The organism is Stutzerimonas chloritidismutans AW-1, assembly GCF_000495915.1.
In the GTDB taxonomy this organism is placed as follows: domain Bacteria; phylum Pseudomonadota; class Gammaproteobacteria; order Pseudomonadales; family Pseudomonadaceae; genus Stutzerimonas; species Stutzerimonas chloritidismutans.
This window is the reverse complement of record NZ_AOFQ01000032.1, coordinates 42,121-66,236: the sequence shown is the minus strand read 5'-3', so window position 1 is coordinate 66,236 and position 24,116 is coordinate 42,121. Positions and strand designations below refer to the sequence as shown.

The following is a 24,116-nucleotide window of genomic DNA, read 5'->3' as shown; positions in this document are numbered from 1 at the left end:
TCAATCCATCAGGTGGGCAAGCTTGCGTGTCAGCAGCTCGACCGAATCTTCCGTGAACAGCAGCAGCAGGTCAAAGTGGATATCGTGCCCTTCCAGGCTGTAGCTGATTTCCACCGCCAGGGTCTTCTTCCATCTGGCACTATTGAGCCGGATCAGCTCGTCGATCGATGCGTGCTGCCCCAGCACCTGCGGGTGCCCCTGGGAAAACACCACTTCGATCTGCTCGGCGATTCCGCTGAGGCATGCGCTGATCAGCAGGCTCGACAGATCCAGGAGCATCTCCATCTCCAGATAGTCCTGCCGCCGCATCAGGCGTGCCATGTCGGCCACTTCGGAGTCATGGAACAGCAGCAGCGCCTCGCCTGCGATACCACCGCCAATGTAGCCCTGGCAGACGGCAGTCAACTTCTCGCCACGCGCCGCATCGGCCAGCGCCATATGCAGCTCGCCGACTTCGAGAATATTTACATTGGGAATCGGCAACTGGATGAACACACCCAGCACGCGCGCCAGGAGCGCCGCAGCCCGGCCCATGGCTATGTTGACCACCTCACGAAAGGTATCGCGAAAACCGATCTTTTCCCCTGCGACCCTGGCGATCAGAGGCGACACATCATCCAGCAGGCCAAGGCTCGCCAGCGTCTGGTGCAGGTGCACCGGATCGGCGGGCTTCTTGATGAAAGCCAGCGCGCCGAGGGCCAGGACACGGCGCACGGCCTCATCCTGAATGTCGGCGGATATCACGATGGTCTTGCACTGCAGCCGTTCTTCGCGCAGCTGCGCGAGGACCTGATAACCATCCAGCTCGGGCATGGTGAGGTCGAGCAAGAGGACGTCGACGCCACCCTCGCGGACCTGCTCCAGCGCTTCGAGGCCGGTGGCCGCCTGACTGACGTCGACCGGCCAACCGGCAGGCAGCGCTTGCAGAAGCTGCTTGCGCGCCAGCGCGGAGTCATCGCAGATCAACAGGGAAATGGCAGACATGTGGTACGAGCTCTCGTTGCCCGATTAACCTTGGCACGAGAGCTTATCGCAGGAAAGGCGCGCTGTGCGCACCATGAAGGCAAAATAGTGGCATTTCACCTTAAAAACTGCCGAGCGGCCCGGCGGTGCTGCTCCGACGGGCTGTTTCGGATCAGTAATAGGCGTTCTCGCGATTGGTGTGATCGGTCACATCGCGCACGCCCTTGAGCTCTGGAATCCGAGCCAGCAGGGTCTTCTCGATACCTTCCTTGAGGGTGACGTCAGCCTGCCCACAGCCCTGACAACCACCGCCGAACTGCAGCACTGCGATGCCTTCCTCGACCACATCGATCAGCGTGACCTGCCCGCCATGGCTGGCCAGGCCCGGATTGATCTCGGTCTGCAGGTAATAGTTGATGCGCTCGTTCATCGGGCTGTCTTCATTGACCATCGGCACCTTGGCATTCGGCGCCTTGATGGTCAGCTGGCCACCCATCCGGTCGGTCGCGTAGTCGACCAGTGCATCCTCGAGGAAGGGTTCGCTGGTGCCATCGATCCAGGCCGTGAAGCTCTTCAGCGCCAGTGCAATGTCGTCAGGCTTCTCCTCGCCCGGCTTGCAGTAGGCGATGCAGGTTTCAGCATAAGGGGTGCCCGGCTGGGTAATGAAGATGCGAATGCCGATGCCGGTGGTGTTCTGCTTCTCGAGCAGGTCGGCCAGATAATCGTGTGCAGCTTCGGTAATGGTGATCGCGCTCATGGGAACTCCTCGCAGACATGCGCCGCAGTGTACGCCAAACCACTGCCGCGGTTAAGTCCTAGTATTTTAGTCGGGTTAAACGTGGTCGAGTTCCGGCCGCAGTCGCCGCTCACGGCGAATCAGAGATTTTCGTAGCGATTCATATCCAGTACGCCCGCTTCCAGTGGCTCGGTTTCTTCGAGATAGCGGGTCAGATCGTTGAAGTAATCCCAGAAACGCGGATGGCTGCGCCGCACGCCCCAGCGGTCGACCAGGCGCTCCAGCTGATCACTCGCCCTGACCTCCTCCAGTGCTGCGACAAATGCCGGCACCTCGGCGGCAGGCACATTGAAGAGGAAATTCGGATAGCTGCTGAGAACCCCTGGATACACCGTCAGGGTGTCCAACCTCGGCTGCCAGCGCAGCGACTCGCCGTACATGAAGGCGACGTTGCTGTGGGCGCGGTTGCGCAGCAGGCTGTATATCTCACGCCGATCGCCGTCGTGCTCGATGCGCAGCAGCGTGGCTTCCGGCAGATGCTGGATCGCCGGCAAGGCTCCGGCGAGTCGGTTGGTCAGACGACTGAGCGCCTGCTCGGCCCCTTGCAGGCTCGCGGGCTGCCCTGCGCGGTAGCACTGGGTACCCTGGCAACGGTTGATCGGATCGGTGGCTGCGTTGATGCCGGCGTACCTTGCCAGCATCTCTCGAGCGAACGCGCGCTTCGGATCAGCCCTGTTCAGCGTCAGCAGCGAGGGTGTCGAATCGTCGATGGAGGTGTAGGCCAAGAGCAGCTTCAGCTGCCCACCCTGCTCGTACCAGCCATCGAGGATGGCCTGGCGTGAGGCGGCCGGCAGCAGCCGAAGGAAGTTCAGCTCCGCGCCGTTACGAATCAGGTCGAAGTAAAGCCGTGTCTGGCCCTGATGGGAGACGTTGCCGAATACGTCGAAATTGACCACGAGCTGGTAATAGGTGCGCTCGAGCAGCGGATAGTCCATCCACCAGAGCGTCTGCGGAATCTCGCCGATCAGCCCTTTGCGCACCGAGGCGCTGTCATGCTGGCGGAAGATGCTCAGCAAGGCATTGTCATTGCCGGACCAGATCTGCTTCCACTGCGCGGGCTTGCCCGCATACGCATTCATGCGCAGCTGTTCGTAGTGGTTGCGCTTGACCCGGTAGCTCTTCCAGAACGCAAGCAGGTCGCCCATTTCATCGAACTGCCCGGGCATCGCCAGCAGCGGCGTGGTCTGTTCGCGATAGCGCCGGTCGGTAATGTACAGATCGTGCTGCGGGTCCTGGAAGAACACCCAGAAGTTGTCGCGAATCACGTCCGTGGCGATCTGCCCGCGGCACACCGGCCCGCGGATAAAGGTGCGGACGAAATACTCGGCGTTATCCAGCATGAACTGGTACCGCGCCTCGGCGGGAATAGCCTGGAAAGTCTTGAACGGATTGGCTCTGTGATCTGCGCCGTAACCGGGGATGGCATCCACCGTCGAGTCACCGCTGAAGAACAGCGAACGGACCCGCGCCAGCTTCGCAGCGCTGAGTGGATAGGTGATGTGCGTCTTGTGCACGATCACGTCGGTAATCGGTCGCAGGCGATAGCTGAACCGGGTACCCGGATCATCGTTCGGCCGTCGCGTCGCAATGGCGTCGACCGGCTCGCCACTGGGCGTGCGCGAACGCACCAGCTGATAGAAACGACCGCCTCCCTCCCCTTCGAAGTACAGATGCGCGATGAAAAGGTGCTCATACAACCAGCGGCCAACCAGATTGCCGCGTGCACCGGGAGTGTTGAGCAAGCGTTCCCACTCGTCGATCTGCACGGACTCGGTTGCCGAAGGCTCGGGCGGCGAACTCGCCTCGACTGACGCGCCCTGCTCGAGCCAACGCTGCAGGAGTGCGTACTCGGTATCGCTCAGCCCGGTTACGGCGAAAGGCATGCCGCCATGCATGTTGCGTCGGGCGTAGCGGTCGAATTCATCCGGCAGCGGGCAGGTGTTTTCCCGGCCGATGCCGATCTCCAGCGCCGACGGCAGCTTGGCATTGGGCGTCAGCGGCTGGCTGCGACCGAGCTCGAGCATTCGTGCCATCAGCGCAGCCTGGTTGCCCTCGCCATCGAGTACCGAATTGAAGCCCTTGCGCCGCCACGCGGCGTCGTGATCGGCGTCGAGAAACAGGCGCGTGGGCTCCTGGGCCTTTACCCGTACGCCGTTGTATACCGGCAGCTTGTTCGCGCCGCGGGATGCGCCCTCACCACTGCCGAGATTGAGCTGGCAGGGCGAGTCATAACAGGCGTGGCAAGCGACGCAGTTGGCGGTGAATATCGGCTGGATATCACGCTGATAAGAGAGGGCTTCGGCGCGCGCAGCGGTGAACGAGAGGAATAGAAGGCAAGCGAGCCAGAAACGAAATGACATGCATCGAACGCCTTGAGATGAGCGCGCATTCTATTCGCCTCTGCCGGGTCACGGCCAACGCCTCCCAACCTGAATAATCTTCATGCAAAAGCGCGAAGGCTAAAAAAGCATGCAGCTTTGCTATCATTCGCACTCTTTTGTCCCAGCTTTTCAGGTAGTCCCCATGTCCACTCGCAGCTCCCGTCTTCAGGCCCTTCAGCAAGCGCTCAAAGAGCGCATCCTGATTCTCGACGGCGGCATGGGAACCATGATCCAGAGCTACAAGCTGGAAGAGGAAGACTACCGCGGCGCGCGCTTCGCCGACTGGCCGCAGGACGTCAAAGGCAACAATGACCTCTTGCTGCTGAGCCGCCCGGATATCATCCAGGCCATTGAAAAGGCCTACCTAGACGCCGGCGCCGACATCCTCGAAACCAACACCTTCAACGCTACCCAGGTTTCTCAGGCCGACTACGGCATGGAATCGCTGGTGTATGAGCTGAACGTCGAAGGCGCACGCCTGGCGCGTGAAGTGGCCGACGCCAAGACCGCCGAAACGCCGGACCGTCCGCGCTTCGTCGCAGGCGTACTCGGCCCGACCAGCCGCACCTGCTCGATCTCCCCGGACGTCAACAACCCCGGCTATCGCAACGTCACCTTCGACCTGCTGGTAGAGAACTACGTCGAGGCCACGCGCGGCCTGATCGAGGGCGGCGCCGATCTGATCCTGATCGAAACGATCTTCGACACGCTGAATGCCAAGGCGGCGATCTTCGCCGTGCAGCAGGTGTTCGAAGACGAAGGCGTCGAATTGCCGATCATGATCTCCGGCACCATCACCGACGCTTCCGGCCGCACGCTGTCCGGGCAGACCACCGAGGCATTCTGGAACTCGGTGCGCCACTCCAAGCCGATCTCCGTGGGCCTGAACTGCGCTCTGGGCGCCAAGGACCTGCGCCCATACCTGGAAGAGCTCTCCAGCAAGGCCGAAACCTTCGTTTCCGCGCATCCCAACGCTGGCCTGCCGAACGCCTTCGGCGAATACGACGAAAGCCCGGCAGAGATGGCCGCGGTGGTCGAGGAATTCGCCTCCTCCGGCTTTCTCAACATCATCGGCGGCTGCTGCGGTACCACGCCTGCTCACATCCAGGCGATTGCCGAGGCTGTCAGCAAATACCCGCCGCGCGTCATTCCGGACATCCCCAAGGCCTGCCGACTCTCGGGTCTGGAGCCGTTCACCATCGACCGCAGCTCGCTGTTCGTCAACGTCGGCGAGCGCACCAACATCACCGGCTCCGCCAAGTTCGCCCGCCTGATCCGCGAGGAGAACTACACCGAGGCTCTGGAAGTCGCCCTGCAGCAGGTCGAAGCCGGCGCCCAGGTGATCGACATCAACATGGACGAGGGCATGCTGGATTCGAAGGCGGCCATGGTCACCTTCCTCAACCTGATCGCCGGCGAACCGGACATCTCCCGCGTGCCGATCATGATCGACTCCTCGAAGTGGGAAGTGATCGAGGCAGGCCTCAAGTGCATCCAGGGCAAGGGCATCGTCAACTCGATCTCGATGAAGGAAGGCGTCGAGCAGTTCAAGCACCACGCCCACCTGTGCAAGCGCTATGGCGCCGCCGTGGTGGTCATGGCCTTCGACGAAGCCGGCCAGGCCGATACCGCCGCACGCAAGCGCGAGATCTGCCAGCGCAGCTACGACATTCTGGTCAATGAAGTCGGCTTTCCGCCGGAAGACATCATCTTCGACCCGAACATCTTTGCCATCGCCACCGGCATCGAGGAACACAACAACTACGCAGTCGACTTCATCGAGGCCTGCGCTTTCATTCGCGACAACCTGCCCTACGCGCTGACTTCGGGCGGCGTATCCAACGTGTCGTTCTCCTTCCGCGGCAACAACCCGGTGCGCGAAGCGATCCACTCGGTATTCCTGTTCCATGCGATCAAGGCGGGCCTGACCATGGGCATCGTCAACGCCGGTCAGCTGGAGATCTACGACGAGATTCCCAAGGAGCTGCGCGACGCGGTCGAGGACGTGGTACTCAACCGCAGCGCCAACGGCACCGAAGGCTTGCTGGAGCTCGCTGACAAATACAAGGGCGACGGCTCCGTGAAGGAGGCCGAAACCGAAGAGTGGCGCAGCCTGCCGGTGGACAAGCGCCTCGAGCACGCACTGGTCAAGGGCATCACCGCCTTTATCGTCGAAGACACCGAGGAATGCCGCCAGCAGTGCAAGCGACCCATCGAGGTGATCGAAGGCCCGCTGATGAGCGGTATGAACGTGGTTGGCGACCTGTTCGGCGCCGGCAAGATGTTCCTGCCACAGGTGGTCAAATCCGCCCGTGTGATGAAGCAGGCCGTCGCCCATCTGATTCCCTTCATCGAAGCGGAAAAAGGCGACAAGCCGGAAGCCAAGGGCAAGATCCTCATGGCCACGGTGAAGGGCGACGTGCACGACATCGGCAAGAACATCGTCGGCGTGGTGCTCGGCTGTAACGGTTACGACGTGGTCGACATGGGCGTGATGGTGCCGGCGGACAAGATTCTGCAGACCGCCATCGCCGAGAAGTGCGACATCATCGGCCTCTCCGGCCTGATCACGCCTTCGCTGGACGAAATGGTCCACGTCGCCAAGGAAATGCAGCGCCAGGGCTTCAGCCTGCCGCTGATGATCGGCGGCGCCACCACCTCCAAGGCGCACACCGCGGTGAAGATCGACCCGCAGTACCACAACGATGCAGTGGTCTACGTCACCGACGCCTCGCGCGCGGTGGGTGTCGCCACTACTTTGCTGTCCAAGGAACTCAAGCCGGCCTTCGTCGACAAGACCCGCGAAGAGTACGCCATGATCCGCGAGCGCACCGCCAACCGCAGTGCGCGCACCGAGCGCTTGAGCTATGCCCAGGCCGTCGCCAACAAGCCACAGTTCGACTGGGCCGGCTACACGCCGGTCAGGCCGAGCTTCACCGGCCGCCAGTTGCTGGAAGATATCGACCTGCGCACGCTGGCCGAGTACATCGACTGGACGCCGTTCTTCATTGCCTGGGACCTGGCCGGCAAGTACCCACGCATTCTCGAGGACGAAGTGGTCGGCGAAGCGGCCACCGCGCTGTTCAGCGATGCCCAGGCGATGCTGAACAAGCTGATTGATGAAAAGCTGATCCGCGCCCGTGCGGTGTTCGGCTTCTGGCCAGCCAACCAAGTGCAGGACGATGACCTGGAAGTGTACGGCGACGGCGGCGAAAAGCTGGCCACCCTGCACCACCTGCGCCAGCAGATCATCAAGCCGGATGCCAAGCCGAATCTGTCCCTGGCCGACTTCGTCGCGCCGAAAGACAGCGGCATCACCGACTATGTAGGCGGCTTCATCTGTACCGCCGGCATCGGCGCCGAGGAGCTGGCCAAGGCCTATCAGGACAAGGGCGACGACTACAACTCGATCATGGTCAAGGCGCTCGCCGACCGCCTCGCCGAGGCCTGCGCCGAATGGCTGCACGAACAGGTGCGCAAGCAGTACTGGGGCTACGCCAAGGATGAGCAACTGAGCAACGAGGAACTGATCCGCGAGCAGTACAAGGGCATCCGCCCTGCCCCTGGCTACCCGGCCTGCCCGGACCATACCGAGAAAGGCACGCTGTTCCAGCTGCTGGATGCCGACGGCATCAGCCAGGTCACCCTCACCGAGCACTACGCCATGCTGCCGACCGCAGCGGTCAGTGGCTGGTATTTCGCCCATCCCGAGGCGCAGTATTTCGCCGTCGGCAAGATCGACAAGGATCAGGTGGAAAGCTACAGCCAGCGCAAGGGCGAAGACATCGCCGTCAGTGAACGCTGGCTGATGCCGAATCTGGGCTACGACAACTGATCCCGCGGCGGGCGCTTGTGAACGCCCGCCGTCGTTCCGCTCAATGGAGCTTGCACCATGTCATCCGAAACACCGCTGCTGATCGACGAACTCGAAACCGCCGACATGCTGATCATCGACGACCTGCATGCCTGGCAGTTCGCGTTAAACGAGGCGCTGCTCGACGATGCCGACGCCGCGGCTGAAGCCAATCAGCCATTCGCCAGCGAAGACATCCTGCTGACGATCGATCTGGTCGACGGCCGCACACGCCGCCAGTGGCAGTTCAGCTACAACCAGATCATGGAAGCCCAGCGCCAGCCCGATGGCGAAAACTGGCTGCTGGAAGGCCCGCACCGCCTGCAGTGCCTCAGCGCCATCGGCGGCGAGGACGAGGACGAGTAACGCGTCTCTAGCCGCCTCGCCCTGCGCGGGCGACGGCTATTGAACTCGCAGTCGTCCCCTCTTCGGCGGCTGCCGCCGACTTCGCACCCTCCATCAGCGGCCGTTCGATATAGCGATAGCTCAGACCGGCGACGATCAGCGACATCGTTACGCAAACCGCCACGCGCGGTAGCAGCGGCTGGCCGTCGAGCCAGCTCATGCACAGCAGCCAGACAGGGATGTGGCACAGGTACAGCGAGAACGATGTCTGGCCGATCGCCTCGAACGGTCGCGACAACGCGCCGAATACCGCGTCGCTAGAGCAGGCCGCGAGTATGAAGGGCACGGCCAACACCAGCGTCGTTGCCGCCCAACGAAACGACGCGTACGGCTCCAGAGCGATGGCCAGAATGCTCGCCGAGACCACCGCCAGGCCAATCACCAGCACTTTGCTGGTGGCGGTCATCGCTTCGATGTCGCGCTCAACGACGCGAAACTGATCCAGCGACGACAGCTTCCACAACAGCAGCCCCATGAACAGGCCGTTCGCGCGGAACAGCCACTCGGGCGTGAACGGATTGGCGAAGCTGAACCAGAGCACGATGCCGATCACCGCCGGCCAGAACGCCCTGCCCAGTAGGAGCAGCAGCGGAAACAGCACGTAGAACTGCACTTCCAGGGCGATCGACCAGAAATAGCCGAAATCCGTCTCGTGCAGCCCGTTGAAGACATTGGCGAGAAAGAACGCGGCGCTCGCTGTCACGCCGAGCAGCGTATCCAGCGAGTAAGCCGGCGCCCCACGCGGCGGCTCGATGACGCTGAACAGCAATACCACTGCCGCCCAGAACCAGGTCGGCAGCAGCACACGGCGGATGCGCTTCTTGTAGAAGGCGTACACCGCAAGCGCATCGAAACGCTGCTGCTTGCGCAGAAAGGTCGCACCCATCAGGTAGCCGGAAATAAGAAAGAACAGATCGACCCCGACGCCTGGCAGGAAGCGCTGCAGCAAGCCGTCCCACCAGTCGGCCTCCGCGCCGACCAGCATCACCGAGGCATGGGCCAGCAGCACCATCACGATTGCCAGGCCACGAAGAAATTGAATATTGCGATTCTTGCCGTGCATCGCTCCGGCATCACTCATAAGCAGTCCGATATTCGCAAGCCACCGCGACTACCAGCCATTGCCTGGGTCATTCAGGATCGATTCCATTACCTCGGGGCTTTGTTCAACACCTGGCCAGCCTCCCGCTGCGCCCTCGCCTCAACCATGACCAGCCGATACCGGCGTCGTTCAATCCTGGCGCGCCTCACAACATGCAGCCATCGGCGGAGACGTCCGCTATGATCGCGCCCCTCGTCTGCAAGCCCGGTTGCACACCATGTCGTCTCTCGAACTGATCGCCTCGCTGCTTGGCGTAATCGCCGTATGGCTGACGGTGCGCCAGAACCCATGGTGCTGGCCGATCGGGCTGGGCATGGTGTCGCTGTACGCCTGGTTTTTCCTCGACGCCAGGCTGTATTCACAGGTGTTGCTGCATAGTGTTTTCGCCGCAATGCAGCTCTACGGCTGGTGGGCCTGGACGCGAGGTGCCGCAGGCGAACACGGTAGGCCCGTGACCGGCGCCAGCCCGCGTGAGGTGGCTATAGGCATTGCCTGTACAGCGCTCGGCAGCCTGCTGCTCGGCAGCGCCATGGCGAGTTTCACCGAGGCTGCGTTTCCCTGGATCGACGCCGCACTCACTGCATTCAGCCTGCTCGCACAGCTGTGGATGGCCCTCAAGCGCCTGCAGTGCTGGGTTCTGTGGATCGTCGTGGATGTGCTGTTCGTTGCCTTCTTCAGCTATCAGGGCTACTGGCTGACGGCCGGCCTCTACGCGCTGTTCACCGGACTTGCGGTCATGGGGCTGCGAGAGTGGCGCACTGCACTGGTGGCGACGCGATGAAGGTGCTGGTGCTCACCGGTCCGGAGTCCAGCGGCAAAAGCTGGCTTGCACAGCGGCTGCTGCGCACATTCGGCGGAGTGATGGTGGGCGAGTACGTACGCCATTACATCGAGCAGACGCAACGCGACACGACGCTTGTCGACATTCCTGCGATTGCCCGTGGCCAGCTGGACTGGGAAGACGCCGCGAGAATTCAGGCACCGCATCTGCTGATTCTCGACACCCATCTGCTAAGCAACATGCTCTGGAGCCGCACGCTCTTTGGCGACTGCCCGACCTGGCTCGAGGATGAACTGCTGGGGCGGGATTACCACCAACATCTGTTGCTCTCGCCCGAGGGAATCGAGTGGCATGGCGACGGTCAGCGCTGTCAGCCTGATCTCAGCGAACGGATGGACTTCTTCCAGGCATGTCGCAGCTGGTTGGTGCAGCGGGACCAGCCCTTCGTCGAGGTCAGCGGCTGCTGGACCGAGCGCGAGCGGCAGGCGATCGCCCACACCCGTGCTCTGCTAGGCGAATGACTGGCCGCAAGCCCTATGGCTGGCGGTCACGACGTAACAACAGGCCGATGGCAAGCACGACCAACAGGCTACCCGGCAACCAGTGCACACCCATGCGCGCCGGCTGATCGAAGAACAGCAGCAGCATCGAAACGAAGGGCACCAGGTAGCTGTAGGCCGTGACCGCACCGGGCGTGAGAACGGATGTCGCTCGCTGCTGCAGGAAGAAGGTCATGGCGCTGGAAAAAACGCCGAGGTAGGTCACCAGCAGCAGATCCAGCAGGTTCATGCGCAGCAGCGACGCCGGTTGCTCCCAGATAAAGCCCATCAGGCCGATCAGCAGCGCGCCGGCGATCAGGCTCCAGAAGGTGCGTAAACCCGCCTGCCGCGGCAACGTGCCGTTCGCCAGCCCCCATTTGCTGAGCACCGGGTACAACGCCGAAGCGACGCAGCCAAAGAAGAAGCCCAGCTCGCCCAGGCCGAGCTGCATGCCGGAGAAATCGCCGCCGTTCTCGGCCCATGCCAACCCAAGCGCCCCGCTCGCACCAAGCGCCAGGATAGCCAACAGACGGCCGGCTGGCTGCTCGACACCAAGCCCGCGGCCCAGGCAATACGCCAGTAGCGGCACGCTGACGAACAACGTCGCCATCGACAGCGCGCTGACCCGATGGGCCGCCCAGAACATGGTGCCGAAAAAGCCCGCCAGGCATAGCCCCATGGCGGCGTATAGCAACAGCGTGCGCCAACTCGGTCGCCCTTCGCTCTGGCTCCAGGCCAGCGGCGCCAGGACCAATGCCGCAATGCTGAAACGCATGGCTGTCAGCAGCAGAGGCGGCAAGCCGTCAGTGAGCAAACCCACCGCGGGGAACGACAACCCGACAAATAGCGCCCAGAGCAGCATGCCCAGATGCGCGCGGGTGGTTCCGCCACGGCTATCGCTCATGCGCGTCTCCGGCGTGTGGTTGTCAAGGCTGGTGTTGATGGCATGCGGATGGTGGCTGCGGTTCAAAAGCTCGCTCCCTGTGAATTGTCTCGCAGCCCATGGGACGATTACAGACGCGAGGGGGACCGTCGAATGACCCTGATCGAGTGACTGAGGTTCGGTTTGCGCGTCACGCTGATGGGGCGCCGGGTGACCGTATCGATGGTGATGTTCCAGAAGCCGGTACTCGGCACGACGATTTTCGCCGGGAATTTATCGAACGCCCCACCATGGTAGGTGTGCCGACCGCCGTTCTTGAAACTGCGGAAATTGGCATCGTTCATCAGGCGGATGTTGCAGGTCTGCGAGCATTCGATGACGACGATGTCGTCCTCGTTGAGATGCTCGCGCTGGTGTATGAACTTCATCGACTGCTCCGACAGCGCACGTGGCGGCAAAGCGGCCAACGATAGCATGCGCACCCGTCGAATCGGACCGGTTGTGAACCACGCGGGAGGCGCACCATCGTGCCAGGCCTGCGCGCGGGTTGTTCAGTAGCGCGGGTTGTGTATCCTCTGTGTACCTATCCAACAGCTACCCTCCTTCCATGTCCAGCACGTCACTCCCCTGCTCTTCATTCAAGCCTGCCCGCGGGAAGCCGACTGCTGTTTCTCTTCGATACCGGATTGCTGGCCCTGTGGTGAAACGCGGCTCGCCGCGCACTCAACCCATCGCCAACCCAGTTCATCGAGGAATGCCGCCCATGCTTGCGGTCCGTAACACCGTTCAGATCGACGCCCCTATCGTGCGCAACGCAACCCGCTGCGGTTTTTTCATGGCCGGCTTCGGCCTGTCCGTCTGGGCGCCGCTGGTGCCCTATGTACGCGAACGCATCGAGATGACCGATGCAGTGTTCGGCCTTTTGCTGCTCTGCATCGGCGTCGGCTCGCTGACCTGGATGCCACTGTCCGGCGTGCTGGTAAGCCGCTGGGGCATCCGCCCGGTGCAGCTGTGCAGCGTCGTGCTATTGGCGTTGGCGCTGTCCGGCATGGCCCTGACCGACTCGATGCTGTTGCTGGCCCTGTCACTGTTCTGCTTCGGCGGCAGCCTGGGCGTCATCGACGTGATCATGAACATTCAGGCGGTGCTGGTGGAGACCGCGGTCGGCCGCCGGCTGATGTCGAACTTCCACGGCATGTACAGCCTCGGCGCCATCAGCGGCGCACTGATGCTCACGGGCTTGCTGACCCTCGGTCTGGCACCGGAGATCGGCAGCTTTCTGATGATCGGGCTGATCGTTGCGGCGAATCTCGGCCTGGCTCGCGGCTTTCTGCCCAATCGTGCGCCGGGCGGCGGCTTCGCATTCGTGCGGCCCACAGGCGTGGTGCTGCTCGTAGGCCTGATGTGCTTTGTCGTCTATCTGGCCGAAGGCGCCGTGCTGGACTGGAGCGCGCTTTACCTGACCGGTGAGAAAGGCCTCGAAGTGGCCAAAGGCGGCCTGGGTTACGCAGCCTTCGCCCTCATGGTGACCATCGCGCGCTTCGCTGGCGGCCCGCTGGTAAATGCACTCGGCACGGCCCGCGTCATCGCCTTTGGCGGGTTGCTCGCTGCGTTCGGCATCGGCCTGAGCCTGGCCGCCGAGCACTGGGCCGTGGCGCTGATCGGCTACGGATTGTGCGGGCTGGGCTGCGCCAACGTCTCGCCGGTGCTGATTTCATCCCTGAGCCGGCAGGACGGCATGCCGGTGCAGCTGGCCGTTACCGTGGCGACCACCATCGGTTTCGCCGGAGTCCTCGCCGGCCCGGCCATGATGGGCGTGGTCGCGCATTTCAGCTCGCTGGGCATGGCCTTCGCGCTGCTCGCCGTCCTGCTGGTCGGCATCGTGCCGTTCTGCCGTCGCTTCACCGCGTGACCCCGGATAGAATGCGCGCCCTATGCGAATCCCAGACCTGCAGCAACGCCTCGCCGACATCGGCGCCAAGCCCCATCATATCGGGCGAATGACCCGTGCCTGGCTCAAGGGCCTGCCGCTCGATGTCGGCCGGCGCCAGCAACAGGCCGAGGACTTCCTGCCGCTGAGCGTGCGCGCAGGGCTGCCGGCGCTGAGCGCCGAGATCGACGGACTGGCGCGGCTGCGTTCCGAACACCCGGCGGCCGACGGTTCGGCGCGCCTGCTGGTGGAGCTGGCCGATGGGCAGATGGTGGAAAGCGTCCTGCTGCCGCGCGACGGGCTGTGCGTGTCCAGCCAGGTCGGCTGCGCGGTGGGCTGCGTGTTCTGCATGACCGGCAAGAGCGGACTGCTGCGTCAGCTGGGCAGTGCCGAAATCGTCGCCCAGGTTGCCCTCGCCCGACGCTTCCGCCCGGTGAAGAAGGTGGTGTTCATGGGCATGGGCGAGCCCGCGCACAATCTCGACAACGTCCTCGAGGCCATCGACCTGCTTGGCACGGACGGCGGCATCGGCCACAAGAATCTGGTGTTCTCCACCGTCGGCGACATGCGCGTGTTCGAGCGCCTGCCGCAGCAGCGGGTCAAGCCGGCGCTGGCCCTGTCCCTGCACAGCACCGATGCGGCGCTGCGTCAGGCCCTGCTGCCGCGGGCGCCACAGATCGCACCAGACGAACTGGTCGACCTCGGCGAAACCTACGCCCGCGCGACCGGATTCCCGATCCAGTACCAGTGGACACTGCTCAAGGGCATCAACGACAACCAGGATGAGATGGATGGCATCCTGCGCTTGCTCAAGGGCAAGTACGCGGTGATGAATCTGATCCCCTACAACAGTCTGGAAGATGACGAATATCAGCGTCCCGATGGCGAGCGCATCGTGCAGATCGTGCGTTATCTGCACAGCCGCGGCGTGTTGACCAAGGTACGCAACTCGGCCGGCCAGGACATCGATGGCGGTTGCGGCCAGCTCCGCGCCCGGGCCGAGCAGGTGCTCGATCGCAAGCGACGCGTTGATCGCGGGGCCTGAACCCGCAAGCAGCAGTCACTGTCCCAGCGCAATACGATTGATGGCCCGCCCGGCCTCATACAGCAAGGAAAGCGCAAGCCGCATGCATACATTGGAACAACTGGAACGTGGTGAACTGACAGGAATCCGCCGTCTCGATCTCTCGGTCGACCTGCAGCATTTTCCGGAGGCGATCTTCGCTCTCGCCGATACGCTGGAAGTACTGAATCTCTCCGGCAACCGACTCAACAGCCTGCCGTCCGACCTGTCCCGCCTGCGCAAGCTGCGCATTCTATTCTGCTCGGACAACCTCTTCACCGAGGTGCCGGGCTGCCTCGGCGACTGCGAGCAGCTGGAGATGATCGGCTTCAAGGCCAACCAGATCCGCCATCTGCCTGGCGCCGCGTTGCCGCCGGCGTTGCGCTGGCTGATCCTCACCGACAACCAGCTGCAGGCATTGCCTGACGAGATTGGCAATTGCCGCCACTTGCAGAAACTGATGCTCGCTGGCAACCAGCTGTCTTCGTTGCCGGATACGCTGGCCAATTGCGTCAACCTGGAATTGCTGCGCATCGCCGCCAACCGCCTGCCAGCGCTGCCCGACTGGCTGCTGACACTGCCGCGACTCAGCTGGCTGGCCGCTGCCGGCAACCCCTTCAGCGACACCAGCGAAGCGATGAGCCTCGCTCGTCATTCGCTACCGGCGATCCCGCGCGAACAGGTCGTCCTGCACGAGCAACTGGGCCAGGGTGCGTCGGGCATCATCTACCGTGCCGCATGGCAGCCGAGCGGACAGTCGCCCAAGCAAATGGCCGCCAAGCTGTTCAAGGGCCATGTCACCAGCGACGGCCTGCCCCACAGCGAGATGGCAGCCTGCGTATCCGCTGGCGCCCATCGGAACCTTATAGACGTTGCCGGGCCGCTGGCCGATCAGCCGGGCCAAACGCCGGGCCTGCTGATGGATCTGGTCGAGCCGGCCTTCCAGCCACTGGCTGGTCCGCCGTCGCTGGTCAGTTGCACACGCGATTGCTACGCCGAGGATCGAACCTTCACCGTGGAGCAGGCGCTGCGCATCGCCCGCGGCACCGCCTCGGCGGTCGCTCACCTGCATCAGCGCGGCATCCTGCATGGCGATCTGTACGCCCATAATCTGCTGGTCGACCCAACGGGCGAATGCCTGCTCAGCGATTTCGGAGCTGCCTCGTTCTTCGAGCCAGACAGTGCCACTGGCCAAGCGCTGCAACGCATCGAATCGCGCGCTTTCGGTTGTCTGCTGGAAGAGTTGCTGCAACGCTGCCCAGACCTCGAAAACGATTCGCATCGGCACACTCTGTTCGAGCTACAGAAGCAGTGCATGTCAGCGCAGCCAGAAGGCCGTCCAAACTTCAGTCAGTTGCACACCACTCTCGCCGCGCTCTGACGCGCTTTCCGGAGCGACCCCGCAATGAACTCACCCAAAGCAGACGAAGAACATACGCCCTACCCTAAACCCTACTCGGATGCGGCGGTCGATCAGGACCCGTTCATCCGTGGTTTGAAACAGCGCCTGCCCGAGCACTTGCGTGAATCCTTCAGCGAAGAGCAGCTCGATGCCCTGCGTGGGGTGTTCGGCGCACGGTCATGGGTCAAGCACCGCGTCGATCTGCGCGGTACGGTGAAGGTGTGGCGCGACCGCTATTACTTCGCGATCGTCGCCGGTCGCAACAAGCGAAACCTGACGCGTCCCCAGCAAAATCTCTCGCTGATGGCCAAGGCTGCATTGGCGACCTTGTTCCTGCTGTTTTCTGCATTGGTAGGGCTGGTGATCCTGTACGTGCTCAAGTCAGCGCTGGGGATCAATCTTTTCCCGGGCTTCTCGCTAGGGCTTTGGGATTGGCTGAAGGAGAGCATCTGAGTGTCTCCAAACGCTCCATCTGACCGTGCGCAGACCAGAGCCCTGCACTACTCTAAATGACGCACAGATAACGGGGTATTGGTTGATCCGCTTCAATCCGCAGTCCTGCAGCTGGCAGAGCAAAGTCCTTCTTTGAACTTCCCTAGCTAATGAGGAGCTTGCGAAATGAACGATACTTCGAAAAAGCCTTCAGTCAGTACGAACGAGAAAAACGTGCCTTCGGCGTCTCAGGAGCCCTGGCGACCCTTCGACACCCTGCGCCGACAGGTGGATCGGCTCTTCGACGACTTTGAACGTCCCTGGCATCTACCCTTCAGCCGCCATGGTCTGGAAACCTCGCCCCTGTGGCAGGGTGGCCCCAATCGGATGCCGGCGATGGACGTTGTAGAGAAGGAAAACTCGTTCGAGATCACAGCCGAACTGCCCGGACTGGATGAGAAGGATGTGGAGGTAAAGCTGGCTGGCAACAGCCTGATCATAAAGGGTGAAAAACGCCAGGATCATAAGGAGGAACGCGACGGCTACCACCTATCCGAAAGATCCTACGGCAGCTTCCAACGCAGTTTCGCGCTGCCCGAAGGCGTAGACCGTGACAAGATCGACGCCACGTTCGGCAAGGGTGTATTGCGTCTGTCATTGCCCAAGCAGCCGGGCACCGCCGACAACACGAAGAAAATCTCCATCAAGGCAGAGTAATGCGACGGACCGGTTTGTAGTACAGCCGGTCCTGTATTTCAAAAATAGCCTGTGCGCTCGCCTCGCTCGGCTCTCTTTACCGCATCAAGTCTTTGCGCTGGCAATGCCTTTGTACGACTAGACTCCGGAGAAGCCGCGATTGGAGGCAGTCATGTCCGAGACACCAATGAAAGACGATCAGGAAAAGACTCTGACGCTTCGCGAAATGCTGAGCAGCGTTCTGGCTGCGGCATTGGGCGTACAGAGCGGCAAGAACAGGGCCCGGGATTTCAGCCATGGAAAACCCAGCCACTTCATCATTCTCGGCGTGGGTTTCACCGTTCTGTTCGTGCTGGTGATCTTGGGGTTGGTGAAACTGGTGCTCTATCTGGTTGGGAGCTGAGCTTTTACTACTGATGGCTGACCCAGAAGATCGCGGTGCCCACCGCTAGCATGATCAGACTGAAGATAGCCGCGGCGTCCACCACACTGTCGCGCTGTTCGTTTCTCACGGAAGTTCTCCTCTAGCGGTTCGATGATATCGACAGCTTCTTTGAGGCAGTTAAGACCACTGTTGTGCGTTGCTCAAGGGCAGCGGGTTATAAGCCCATTTCGCTTGGTTTGGTTCTAAACATATTCCCAAACATCACTTTTGCGTATAACCACGAGCTGGTATCGTGCCGCCCTCCCTTAATGGGTGCGCGGCCGTGCGCGCGAATGCTGTAGACAGCCTGAAAACAGGACATTTATGTACGTTTACGATCAGTACGACCAACACATCATCGAGGATCGGGTCCGGCAGTTCCGCGACCAGACTCGCCGCTTCCTGGCTGGCGAACTCGCTGATGAAGAATTCCGCCCGCTGCGTCTGCAGAATGGCCTGTACATCCAGCGCTACGCGCCGATGCTGCGCGTAGCCGTGCCTTACGGGCTGCTGTCCTCCACCCAGGTACGCAAGCTGGCCGAGATCGCACGTCATTACGACAAGGGATACGCGCACATCAGTACCCGGACCAACGTGCAGTTCAATTGGCCCGAGCTGGAAGACGTGCCGGAAATTCTTGCCGAGCTGGCCACCGTGCAGATGCACGCCATCCAGACCAGCGGCAATTGCATCCGCAACACCACCACCGACCAGTTCGCCGGTGTCGCCAAGGACGAGCTGATCGATCCCCGCCCGTGGTGCGAGATCATTCGCCAGTGGTCGACCTTCCACCCCGAATTCGCCTTCCTGCCGCGCAAGTTCAAGATCGCCGTCAACGGCGCGGTCAGCGACCGGGCCGCCATCGAGGTGCACGATATCGGCCTGGAAGCGGTGAAGAACGAGGCCGGCGACCTGGGCTTCCGTGTTTCGGTCGGCGGCGGCCTCGGGCGGACCCCAATCGTCGGCAGCTTCATCAACGAATTTCTGCCTTGGCAGCACCTGTTGAGCTATCTCGACGCCATCCTGCGGGTCTATAACCGCTATGGCCGTCGTGACAACAAGTTCAAGGCACGCATCAAGATTCTGGTCAAGGCGCTCACGCCAGAAGTGTTTGCCGAGCGCGTCGATGCCGAATGGGCGCATCTCAAGGACGGCCCGACGACGCTGACCGAAGCTGAAGTTCAGCGTGTCAGCAAGTTTTTCGTCGATCCGGAGTACAAAGCCCTGGAAGACCAGAGCGCTGCGCTCGCCCAGCTGGACGCAGAGCATCCAGGCTTTGCCCGCTGGCGCCAGCGCAACGTGGTCGCACACAAGAAGCCCGGCTACGCGGCAGTCACCCTCTCGCTGAAGAGTACTGGCGTGGCGCCCGGCGACGTCACCGACAAGCAGCTCGATGCCATCGCCGATCTGGCCGATCGCTACAGCTTCGGCGAGGTGCGCAACTCCCACGAGCAGAACATGATTCTGGCCGATGTCGAGCAGGCCAAGCTGTTCGAGCTGTGGCATGAACTGCGCGAATTGGGTCTGGCCACGCCGAACATCGGCCTGCTGACCGACATCATCTGCTGCCCTGGCGGCGACTTCTGCTCGCTGGCCAACGCCAAGTCGATCCCAATCGCCGAATCCATCCAGCGTCGCTTCGATAACCTCGATTACCTGTTCGACCTGGGCAACATCGACCTGAACATCTCAGGCTGCATGAACGCCTGCGGTCACCACCATGTCGGCCATATTGGCATTCTGGGCGTGGACAAGAAGGGCGCGGAGTTCTACCAGGTTTCGCTGGGCGGCAGTTCCGGCCGTGACGCGAGCCTCGGCCAGATCCTCGGCCCATCCTTCGCCCAGGACTCGATGCCAGATGTGATCGAAAAGATCATCAACGTTTACGTGGAGCAGCGTACCGAAGATGAACAGTTCATCGACACTTACCGCCGCATCGGCATTGATCCCTTCAAGGAGCGCGTCTATGCAGCGAATCATTAAGAACGATCAACTGGTCGACGAGACCTGGCACCTGCTGCCCAAGGAACAGACGCTCGACGACCTGTGCAACAGCGACGATCTGATCGTGCCGCTGCATCTCTGGCTGGACCATGCCCATGCGCTGAAAGCCCGCGACGGCGGCCTCGGGGTCTGGCTCGATGCCAACGAGCAGGTCGAGGACATCGCAGACGACCTGGCGCACTTCCAGGTCATCGCGCTGAATTTCCCCAGCTTCACCGACGGCCGCCACTACTCCAGTGCCCGCCTTTTGCGCGAGCGCTACGGCTACAAAGGCGAGATCCGCGCCATCGGCGATGTGCTGCGGGACCAGCTGTTCTACATGCGTCGCTGCGGCTTCGATGCGTTCGCCATTCGCGCCGATCGGGACCCGGTCGACGCGCTGGAAGGCTTGAAGGACTTTTCGGTGACCTATCAGGCCGCTGCCGACGATGAGCGCCCGCTGTTCCGCCGTCGCCAGGGTTGATACCAGCCCGGTCGATTGCGACAAATGAAAAGCCCGCCTATTGGCGGGCTTTTCATTGCTTCATTGATACATCCAGAAGTTGGGGTGTTCGACCGGCGTGGTAACTACATCGGCCTTTTTTCCGGCTGCGATCTGTTTGATCTTTTCGGCAAGCTTCTTCATGAACCATTTCCTCGGTTGCGATCAGGAGTGGCGCTATATTCCGCCAATTAACCCTACCGAGGAAATTCATTGCCACTATCGCGGCGATAAGCCGGCACGTGGAATTCAGTCCACGCGGACCAGCACTCGACCCACCTGGCCGCCGGCCAGAATGCGCTCGATCGCCGTCGGTAACTCCTCCAGCCCGACCTCCTGCGAGAGGTCGTCCAGATTGGCCAGCTTCCACTGCAGCGATAGCTTGTCCCACATGGAAGCCTTGACTACCAGCGGGATCTCCACCGAATCAACACCCAGCAGATTCACGCCGCGAAGAATGAACGGCAGCACACTGGCCTGGAAATGCGTCCCGGCGGTAAGCCCGCAACAGGCCACGCTGGCACCTCGCTGTAGCGACTTCACCACGTTGAACAGGATGTCTCCGCCAACGGTGTCCACCGCCCCGCCCCATTGTTCCTTGAGCAACGCCTTCTCCACACCAGCCTGCAGTGCGGCGCGCTCGACGATCTGACTAGCCCCCAGGCGAGTAAGGAAGTCCGCCTGATCAGCCTTGCCCGTGACCGCCGCAACCTTGTAGCCAAGACTGGCCAATAGCGCCACAGCTATGCAGCCAACGCCACCCGTCGCGCCGGTGACCAGTACGGGCACTTCGCCTGGCTCAAGACCCGCCTGTTCCAGCTTGTCGACGCAGAGGGCCGCGGTCAGCCCGGCCGTGCCGAGGATCATTGCCTCGCGCAGCGAAAGCCCCTGCGGGCGTTTGATCACCCAGGCCGCCGGAACGCGGATGTACTGGCCGAAGCCACCGGCGGTGTTCATGCCCAGGTCGTAGCCCGTGACAATCACCTCATCGCCTTCGGCGAACTCACCGACGCTGGACGAAGCCACGACACCCGCGGCGTCGATGCCTGGCGTATGGGGAAATGAGCGGGTCACGCCGCGATTGCCGCTCGCCGATAGCGCATCCTTGAAGTTCAGCGAGGAGTAATGCACCCGAATGAGTACCTCACCGGCTGGCAGCTCGTCGGTAGTACGTTCGACGATACGGGTTTCGAAACGACCCTCGGTCGTCTCGCTGACTTGTAGTGCCTTGAAGCTGCTCATGCGGTTCCCCTTGTCATTGCCAAAAACGTTGTTCGTTCAGCCGGCTCCAGCCTTTCAGCAAGCCGTGCTCCATAACCGTACTGGCCGCCATGCCGAAGCGCTCGGGCAGGCTTTTCTTCTGTATGTAATGCAACTGGAACAGTTCCGCTTCCTGAGCGCGCTCGGCGAGATACTGATCGCTGGTCTTGAGTTCGTCCGCCAGATGCTTGCCCAACGCGGCAATGCCCAGCCACACCTCTCCTGTCGCCACGTCATCTATCGACAGGTTCTGCCGGTAACGCGCGACGAAGTTCTTGAACAGCTCGTGGGTCGTCTCCAGGTCTTCCTGGAACTTCTCGCGGCCCTTCTCGGTGTTCTCGCCGAACACGGTCAACGTGCGCTTGTACTCGCCAGCGGTCAGCACTTCGAAATCGACATCGTGCTTCTTCAGCAGTCGATGCACATTCGGCAGCTGTGCCACCACGCCAATGGAACCGAGGATGGCGAACGGTGCGGTGAGAATGCGATTGCCGATACAGGCCATCATGTAGCCGCCGCTGGCTGCGACCTTGTCGACACAGACGGTCAGAGGCACGCCGGCATCACGAATGCGCACCAGCTGCGAGGCAGCCAGGCCATAGCCATGGACCATGCCGCCACCACTTTCCAGGCGCAACACCACCTCATCCTGCGGCGTCGCCATGGTCAGCAATGCTGTGATCTCGTGGCGCAGGTTGTCTACTGCAGATGCGCGAATATCGCCATCGAAATCGAGAACGAAGACTCGAGCTGGAGACTCGGTCTTCCTGTTCTGCTTGGCCGCCTTCGCTTCGCGCTTGCGCAATGCCTTGAACGCGTCCTTCTCCATTACGGCCTGCTCCAGGCGCTCACGCATGGATTTGTAGAATTCGTTGAGCTTGTGCACCTCGAGGTGCCCACCACTCTGTTTGCTGCGTCCCCGCCGCATCGAAGCCAGCGCGATGAGCACGATCACGATCGCCACGACCAACGTGACGGTCTTTGCCAGGAAGCTGGCATAGTCGACAAGAAATTCCACGTATCCCCCTCGATGAGTTCCGGTCGCCGAAAAACTACCTTCGGCGGCATGCCGCCAGCATACCGGCGGGCCTGTGGCGGAGCCAGCGCGAGCGATTCAAACAAACGTTCGAATTATCGTTGACACTCCTGAACGATGTCCCTACCCTCGCGAAAAACAGTGCCGGCCGGAGCAGCAGCATGGGCAGTATCTACCTGATCAGGCATGGTCAGGCGTCTTTCGGCGCAGAAAACTACGACGTGCTGTCCCCGCTGGGATATCGCCAGTCCGAAGCCTTGGGTGACTACCTGGCGCAGCTCGATGTGTCTTTCGATAGATGCCTGAGCGGCGAGCTGGATCGCCAGCAGAATACCGCCCGCGCCACGCTGGCGAGGCTAGGCGCTCAGCCTGAGCTTGAAGTCGATGCTGCCTTCAATGAGTTTCACGCCGATGCGGTTATCCGCGCGCATCTTCCCGACCTGCTCCAGGTGGAGCCCAATGCGATGCACATCCTGCGCAACGCCGCCGATCATCGTGCCGACTTTCAGCGCCTGTTCACCCATGTAGTGCATCGCTGGATATCCGGTGAGCATGAGAAGGACGAACTGGAGAGCTGGCAGCACTTTCTCGACCGTGTACGTGGTGGCCTGGAGCGCGTTCTCGATCAAGCCGGCAAACGCGACCGTATCGCCATCTTCACCTCCGGTGGAACTATCACCGCGCTGCTGCAACTGATCATAGGCGTGCCGCCGATCAAGGCGTTCGAGATGAACTGGCAGATCGTCAACACCTCGCTCAGCCTGTTGAAATTTCGTGATCGGGATGTCGCACTGGCTTCGTTCAACAGCCATGCGCACCTGCAACTCCTGAAGAATCCGGAGCTCGTCACCCATAGATGAGCCCAGCCCCAAGCGGCCAAAAGCTGCGTGTACCCATAACGACCAAAAAGGAAACCCTCATGAGCAACGTCGCCGAGACTTTCAAAGGCATGCAGTCGAAGTTCAACCCCAGCGCCGCTGCCGGCCTGGATCTGGTCTTCCAGTTCAACATCACTGATGCCGAAAACTACTACCTGGTGGTCAAGGATGGCACCTGCGATCTGCAGCAGGGCGATTCCAGCGACGCCAACGTCACTCTGATCATGGACAGCGAAACCATGCAGGGCATCGTCAGCGGCGAAACCGACGGCATGCAGGCCTTCATGGCCGGCAAGCTGCGCGCCGAAGGCGACATGATGCTGGCCATGAAGCTCAGCGAACTGTTTCCAGCCTGAGGCGAAAGCTGATTGCTGAGATGCAAAGGAACCGAAGTCTCAGACTTCGGTTTTTTTATGGTGCGCCAGGCATGGCGCGTAGCGCCGTGACTGGCGCTGTCGGGTTCACTGTGGTGGTGAGCCTGGCGACTTGGAGGTGAAAGTCCTCTACACACCCGGCAAGGGGAAGTGTTAGCTGAAGGCAAGGGTGTCGCGGGCGACTGCGAATCTGAAGGAAGCCCGAGGCAAAATGCTGGCCTGACGAACAGGAAGCGGATGAGGCGGCGCAGCGGGGTGAGGTGGCCATAATCGCCAAAGCCCGATACTTGCACGGAACGCTGCGACGTAGATCCGACAGGCATAAGCAGGAAGGTCGCGCGAATTACCCTGGGAGATCTGTACGCTTGCCATTGTGCTACCGATTGTCGAGAGGCGACGGGATGGGCGTGCAGAAGTCAGCCGAGGCCGTAGT

At 61.7% G+C, this 24,116-nt stretch carries 22 protein-coding genes; 14 read left to right on the top strand and 8 right to left on the bottom strand.

Features of this window, described 5'->3' with window-relative positions; translation table 11 throughout:
* The 3 genes from F753_RS36195 to F753_RS36185 all read right to left on the bottom strand — a co-directional run bounded on the left by F753_RS36195 (window position 1) and on the right by F753_RS36185 (window position 4,119).
* Window positions 1–984 carry a response regulator gene (locus tag F753_RS36195; protein WP_023445313.1) on the bottom strand — a complete coding sequence of 328 codons (984 nt, stop codon included), beginning with the start codon at window positions 982–984 and terminating at the stop codon, window positions 1–3.
* 151 nt (window positions 985–1,135) lie between these two features.
* Entirely contained in the window at window positions 1,136–1,720 is a 585-nt protein-coding gene (gene nfuA / locus F753_RS36190; protein WP_003300421.1) for a Fe-S biogenesis protein NfuA, read from the bottom strand.
* Between the two features lie 119 nt (window positions 1,721–1,839).
* On the bottom strand, window positions 1,840–4,119 hold the full coding sequence (locus F753_RS36185; RefSeq protein WP_023445312.1) for a fatty acid cis/trans isomerase: 2,280 nt from the start codon (window positions 4,117–4,119) through the stop codon (window positions 1,840–1,842).
* 163 nt (window positions 4,120–4,282) lie between these two features.
* On the opposite strand from F753_RS36185, the gene metH reads away from it, so the two are divergent.
* Complete coding sequence (gene metH, locus F753_RS36180; RefSeq protein ID WP_023445311.1) at window positions 4,283–7,975, top strand: methionine synthase; 3,693 nt, start codon at window positions 4,283–4,285, stop codon at window positions 7,973–7,975.
* A 57-nt stretch (window positions 7,976–8,032) separates the two neighbouring features.
* Window positions 8,033–8,359 (top strand): DUF5629 family protein, encoded by a 327-nt coding sequence (locus F753_RS36175; protein ID WP_023445310.1) that lies wholly within the window; start codon window positions 8,033–8,035, stop codon window positions 8,357–8,359.
* Window positions 8,360–8,366: 7 nt separating this feature from the next.
* Here the strand turns inward: F753_RS36175 and F753_RS36170 are convergent, their stop codons facing one another.
* A complete protein-coding gene (locus tag F753_RS36170; RefSeq protein ID WP_031297652.1) occupies window positions 8,367–9,479 on the bottom strand; it encodes an acyltransferase family protein in 1,113 nt (370 codons plus the stop codon).
* A gap of 238 nt (window positions 9,480–9,717) precedes the next feature.
* Between F753_RS36170 and pnuC the strand changes: the two genes are divergently transcribed.
* Both pnuC and F753_RS36160 read left to right on the top strand, forming a co-directional pair.
* The gene (gene pnuC / locus F753_RS36165; protein WP_023445308.1) at window positions 9,718–10,281 is read left to right on the top strand and encodes a nicotinamide riboside transporter PnuC; all 564 of its coding nucleotides are present in this window, start codon (window positions 9,718–9,720) and stop codon (window positions 10,279–10,281) included.
* A complete protein-coding gene (locus F753_RS36160; protein WP_023445307.1) occupies window positions 10,278–10,802 on the top strand; it encodes an AAA family ATPase in 525 nt (174 codons plus the stop codon). The genes pnuC and F753_RS36160 overlap by 4 nt, the downstream gene beginning before the upstream one ends.
* Window positions 10,803–10,815: 13 nt before the next feature.
* Here the strand turns inward: F753_RS36160 and F753_RS36155 are convergent, their stop codons facing one another.
* Entirely contained in the window at window positions 10,816–11,790 is a 975-nt protein-coding gene (locus F753_RS36155; RefSeq protein ID WP_023445306.1) for a DMT family transporter, read from the bottom strand.
* 41 nt (window positions 11,791–11,831) lie between these two features.
* Window positions 11,832–12,131, bottom strand: a complete 300-nt coding sequence (locus F753_RS36150) for a DUF1883 domain-containing protein (RefSeq protein ID WP_003279791.1) — start codon at window positions 12,129–12,131, stop codon at window positions 11,832–11,834.
* Between the two features lie 335 nt (window positions 12,132–12,466).
* Here F753_RS36150 and F753_RS36145 point away from each other — a divergent pair, with 335 nt between their 5' ends.
* The 8 genes from F753_RS36145 (at window position 12,467) to F753_RS36110 (ending at window position 20,117) form a co-directional block, all read left to right on the top strand.
* Window positions 12,467–13,615 carry an MFS transporter gene (locus F753_RS36145; RefSeq protein ID WP_023445305.1) on the top strand — a complete coding sequence of 383 codons (1,149 nt, stop codon included), beginning with the start codon at window positions 12,467–12,469 and terminating at the stop codon, window positions 13,613–13,615.
* A gap of 22 nt (window positions 13,616–13,637) precedes the next feature.
* A complete protein-coding gene (locus F753_RS36140; protein WP_023445304.1) occupies window positions 13,638–14,678 on the top strand; it encodes an RNA methyltransferase in 1,041 nt (346 codons plus the stop codon).
* Between the two features lie 82 nt (window positions 14,679–14,760).
* Window positions 14,761–16,077: a leucine-rich repeat-containing protein kinase family protein gene (locus F753_RS36135; protein WP_023445303.1), complete on the top strand. Its 1,317-nt coding sequence runs from the start codon at window positions 14,761–14,763 to the stop codon at window positions 16,075–16,077.
* A 24-nt stretch (window positions 16,078–16,101) separates the two neighbouring features.
* Window positions 16,102–16,551, top strand: a complete 450-nt coding sequence (locus F753_RS36130; protein WP_014820139.1) for a hypothetical protein — start codon at window positions 16,102–16,104, stop codon at window positions 16,549–16,551.
* Window positions 16,552–16,716: 165 nt separating this feature from the next.
* Window positions 16,717–17,247, top strand: coding sequence for an Hsp20/alpha crystallin family protein (locus F753_RS36125; protein ID WP_023445302.1), 531 nt, complete (start codon window positions 16,717–16,719; stop codon window positions 17,245–17,247).
* 166 nt (window positions 17,248–17,413) lie between these two features.
* Window positions 17,414–17,629 carry a DUF2970 domain-containing protein gene (locus F753_RS36120; RefSeq protein ID WP_023445301.1) on the top strand — a complete coding sequence of 72 codons (216 nt, stop codon included), beginning with the start codon at window positions 17,414–17,416 and terminating at the stop codon, window positions 17,627–17,629.
* A gap of 345 nt (window positions 17,630–17,974) precedes the next feature.
* The gene (locus tag F753_RS36115) at window positions 17,975–19,633 is read left to right on the top strand and encodes a nitrite/sulfite reductase (RefSeq protein WP_023445300.1); all 1,659 of its coding nucleotides are present in this window, start codon (window positions 17,975–17,977) and stop codon (window positions 19,631–19,633) included.
* Window positions 19,617–20,117: a DUF934 domain-containing protein gene (locus F753_RS36110; protein ID WP_003279803.1), complete on the top strand. Its 501-nt coding sequence runs from the start codon at window positions 19,617–19,619 to the stop codon at window positions 20,115–20,117. Before F753_RS36115 ends, F753_RS36110 begins: the two co-directional genes overlap by 17 nt.
* Window positions 20,118–20,384: 267 nt before the next feature.
* On the opposite strand, the gene F753_RS36105 is transcribed toward F753_RS36110, so the two are convergent.
* Window positions 20,385–21,377: a YhdH/YhfP family quinone oxidoreductase gene (locus F753_RS36105; protein WP_023445299.1), complete on the bottom strand. Its 993-nt coding sequence runs from the start codon at window positions 21,375–21,377 to the stop codon at window positions 20,385–20,387.
* Between the two features lie 13 nt (window positions 21,378–21,390).
* Window positions 21,391–22,413, bottom strand: a complete 1,023-nt coding sequence (gene sohB / locus F753_RS36100) for a protease SohB (protein WP_023445298.1) — start codon at window positions 22,411–22,413, stop codon at window positions 21,391–21,393.
* Between the two features lie 179 nt (window positions 22,414–22,592).
* Here sohB and F753_RS36095 point away from each other — a divergent pair, with 179 nt between their 5' ends.
* Both F753_RS36095 and F753_RS36090 read left to right on the top strand, forming a co-directional pair.
* A complete protein-coding gene (locus tag F753_RS36095) occupies window positions 22,593–23,291 on the top strand; it encodes a histidine phosphatase family protein (protein ID WP_023445297.1) in 699 nt (232 codons plus the stop codon).
* A gap of 59 nt (window positions 23,292–23,350) precedes the next feature.
* On the top strand, window positions 23,351–23,665 hold the full coding sequence (locus tag F753_RS36090) for an SCP2 sterol-binding domain-containing protein (RefSeq protein WP_014820131.1): 315 nt from the start codon (window positions 23,351–23,353) through the stop codon (window positions 23,663–23,665).
* The last annotated feature ends 451 nt before the right edge of the window (window positions 23,666–24,116 follow it).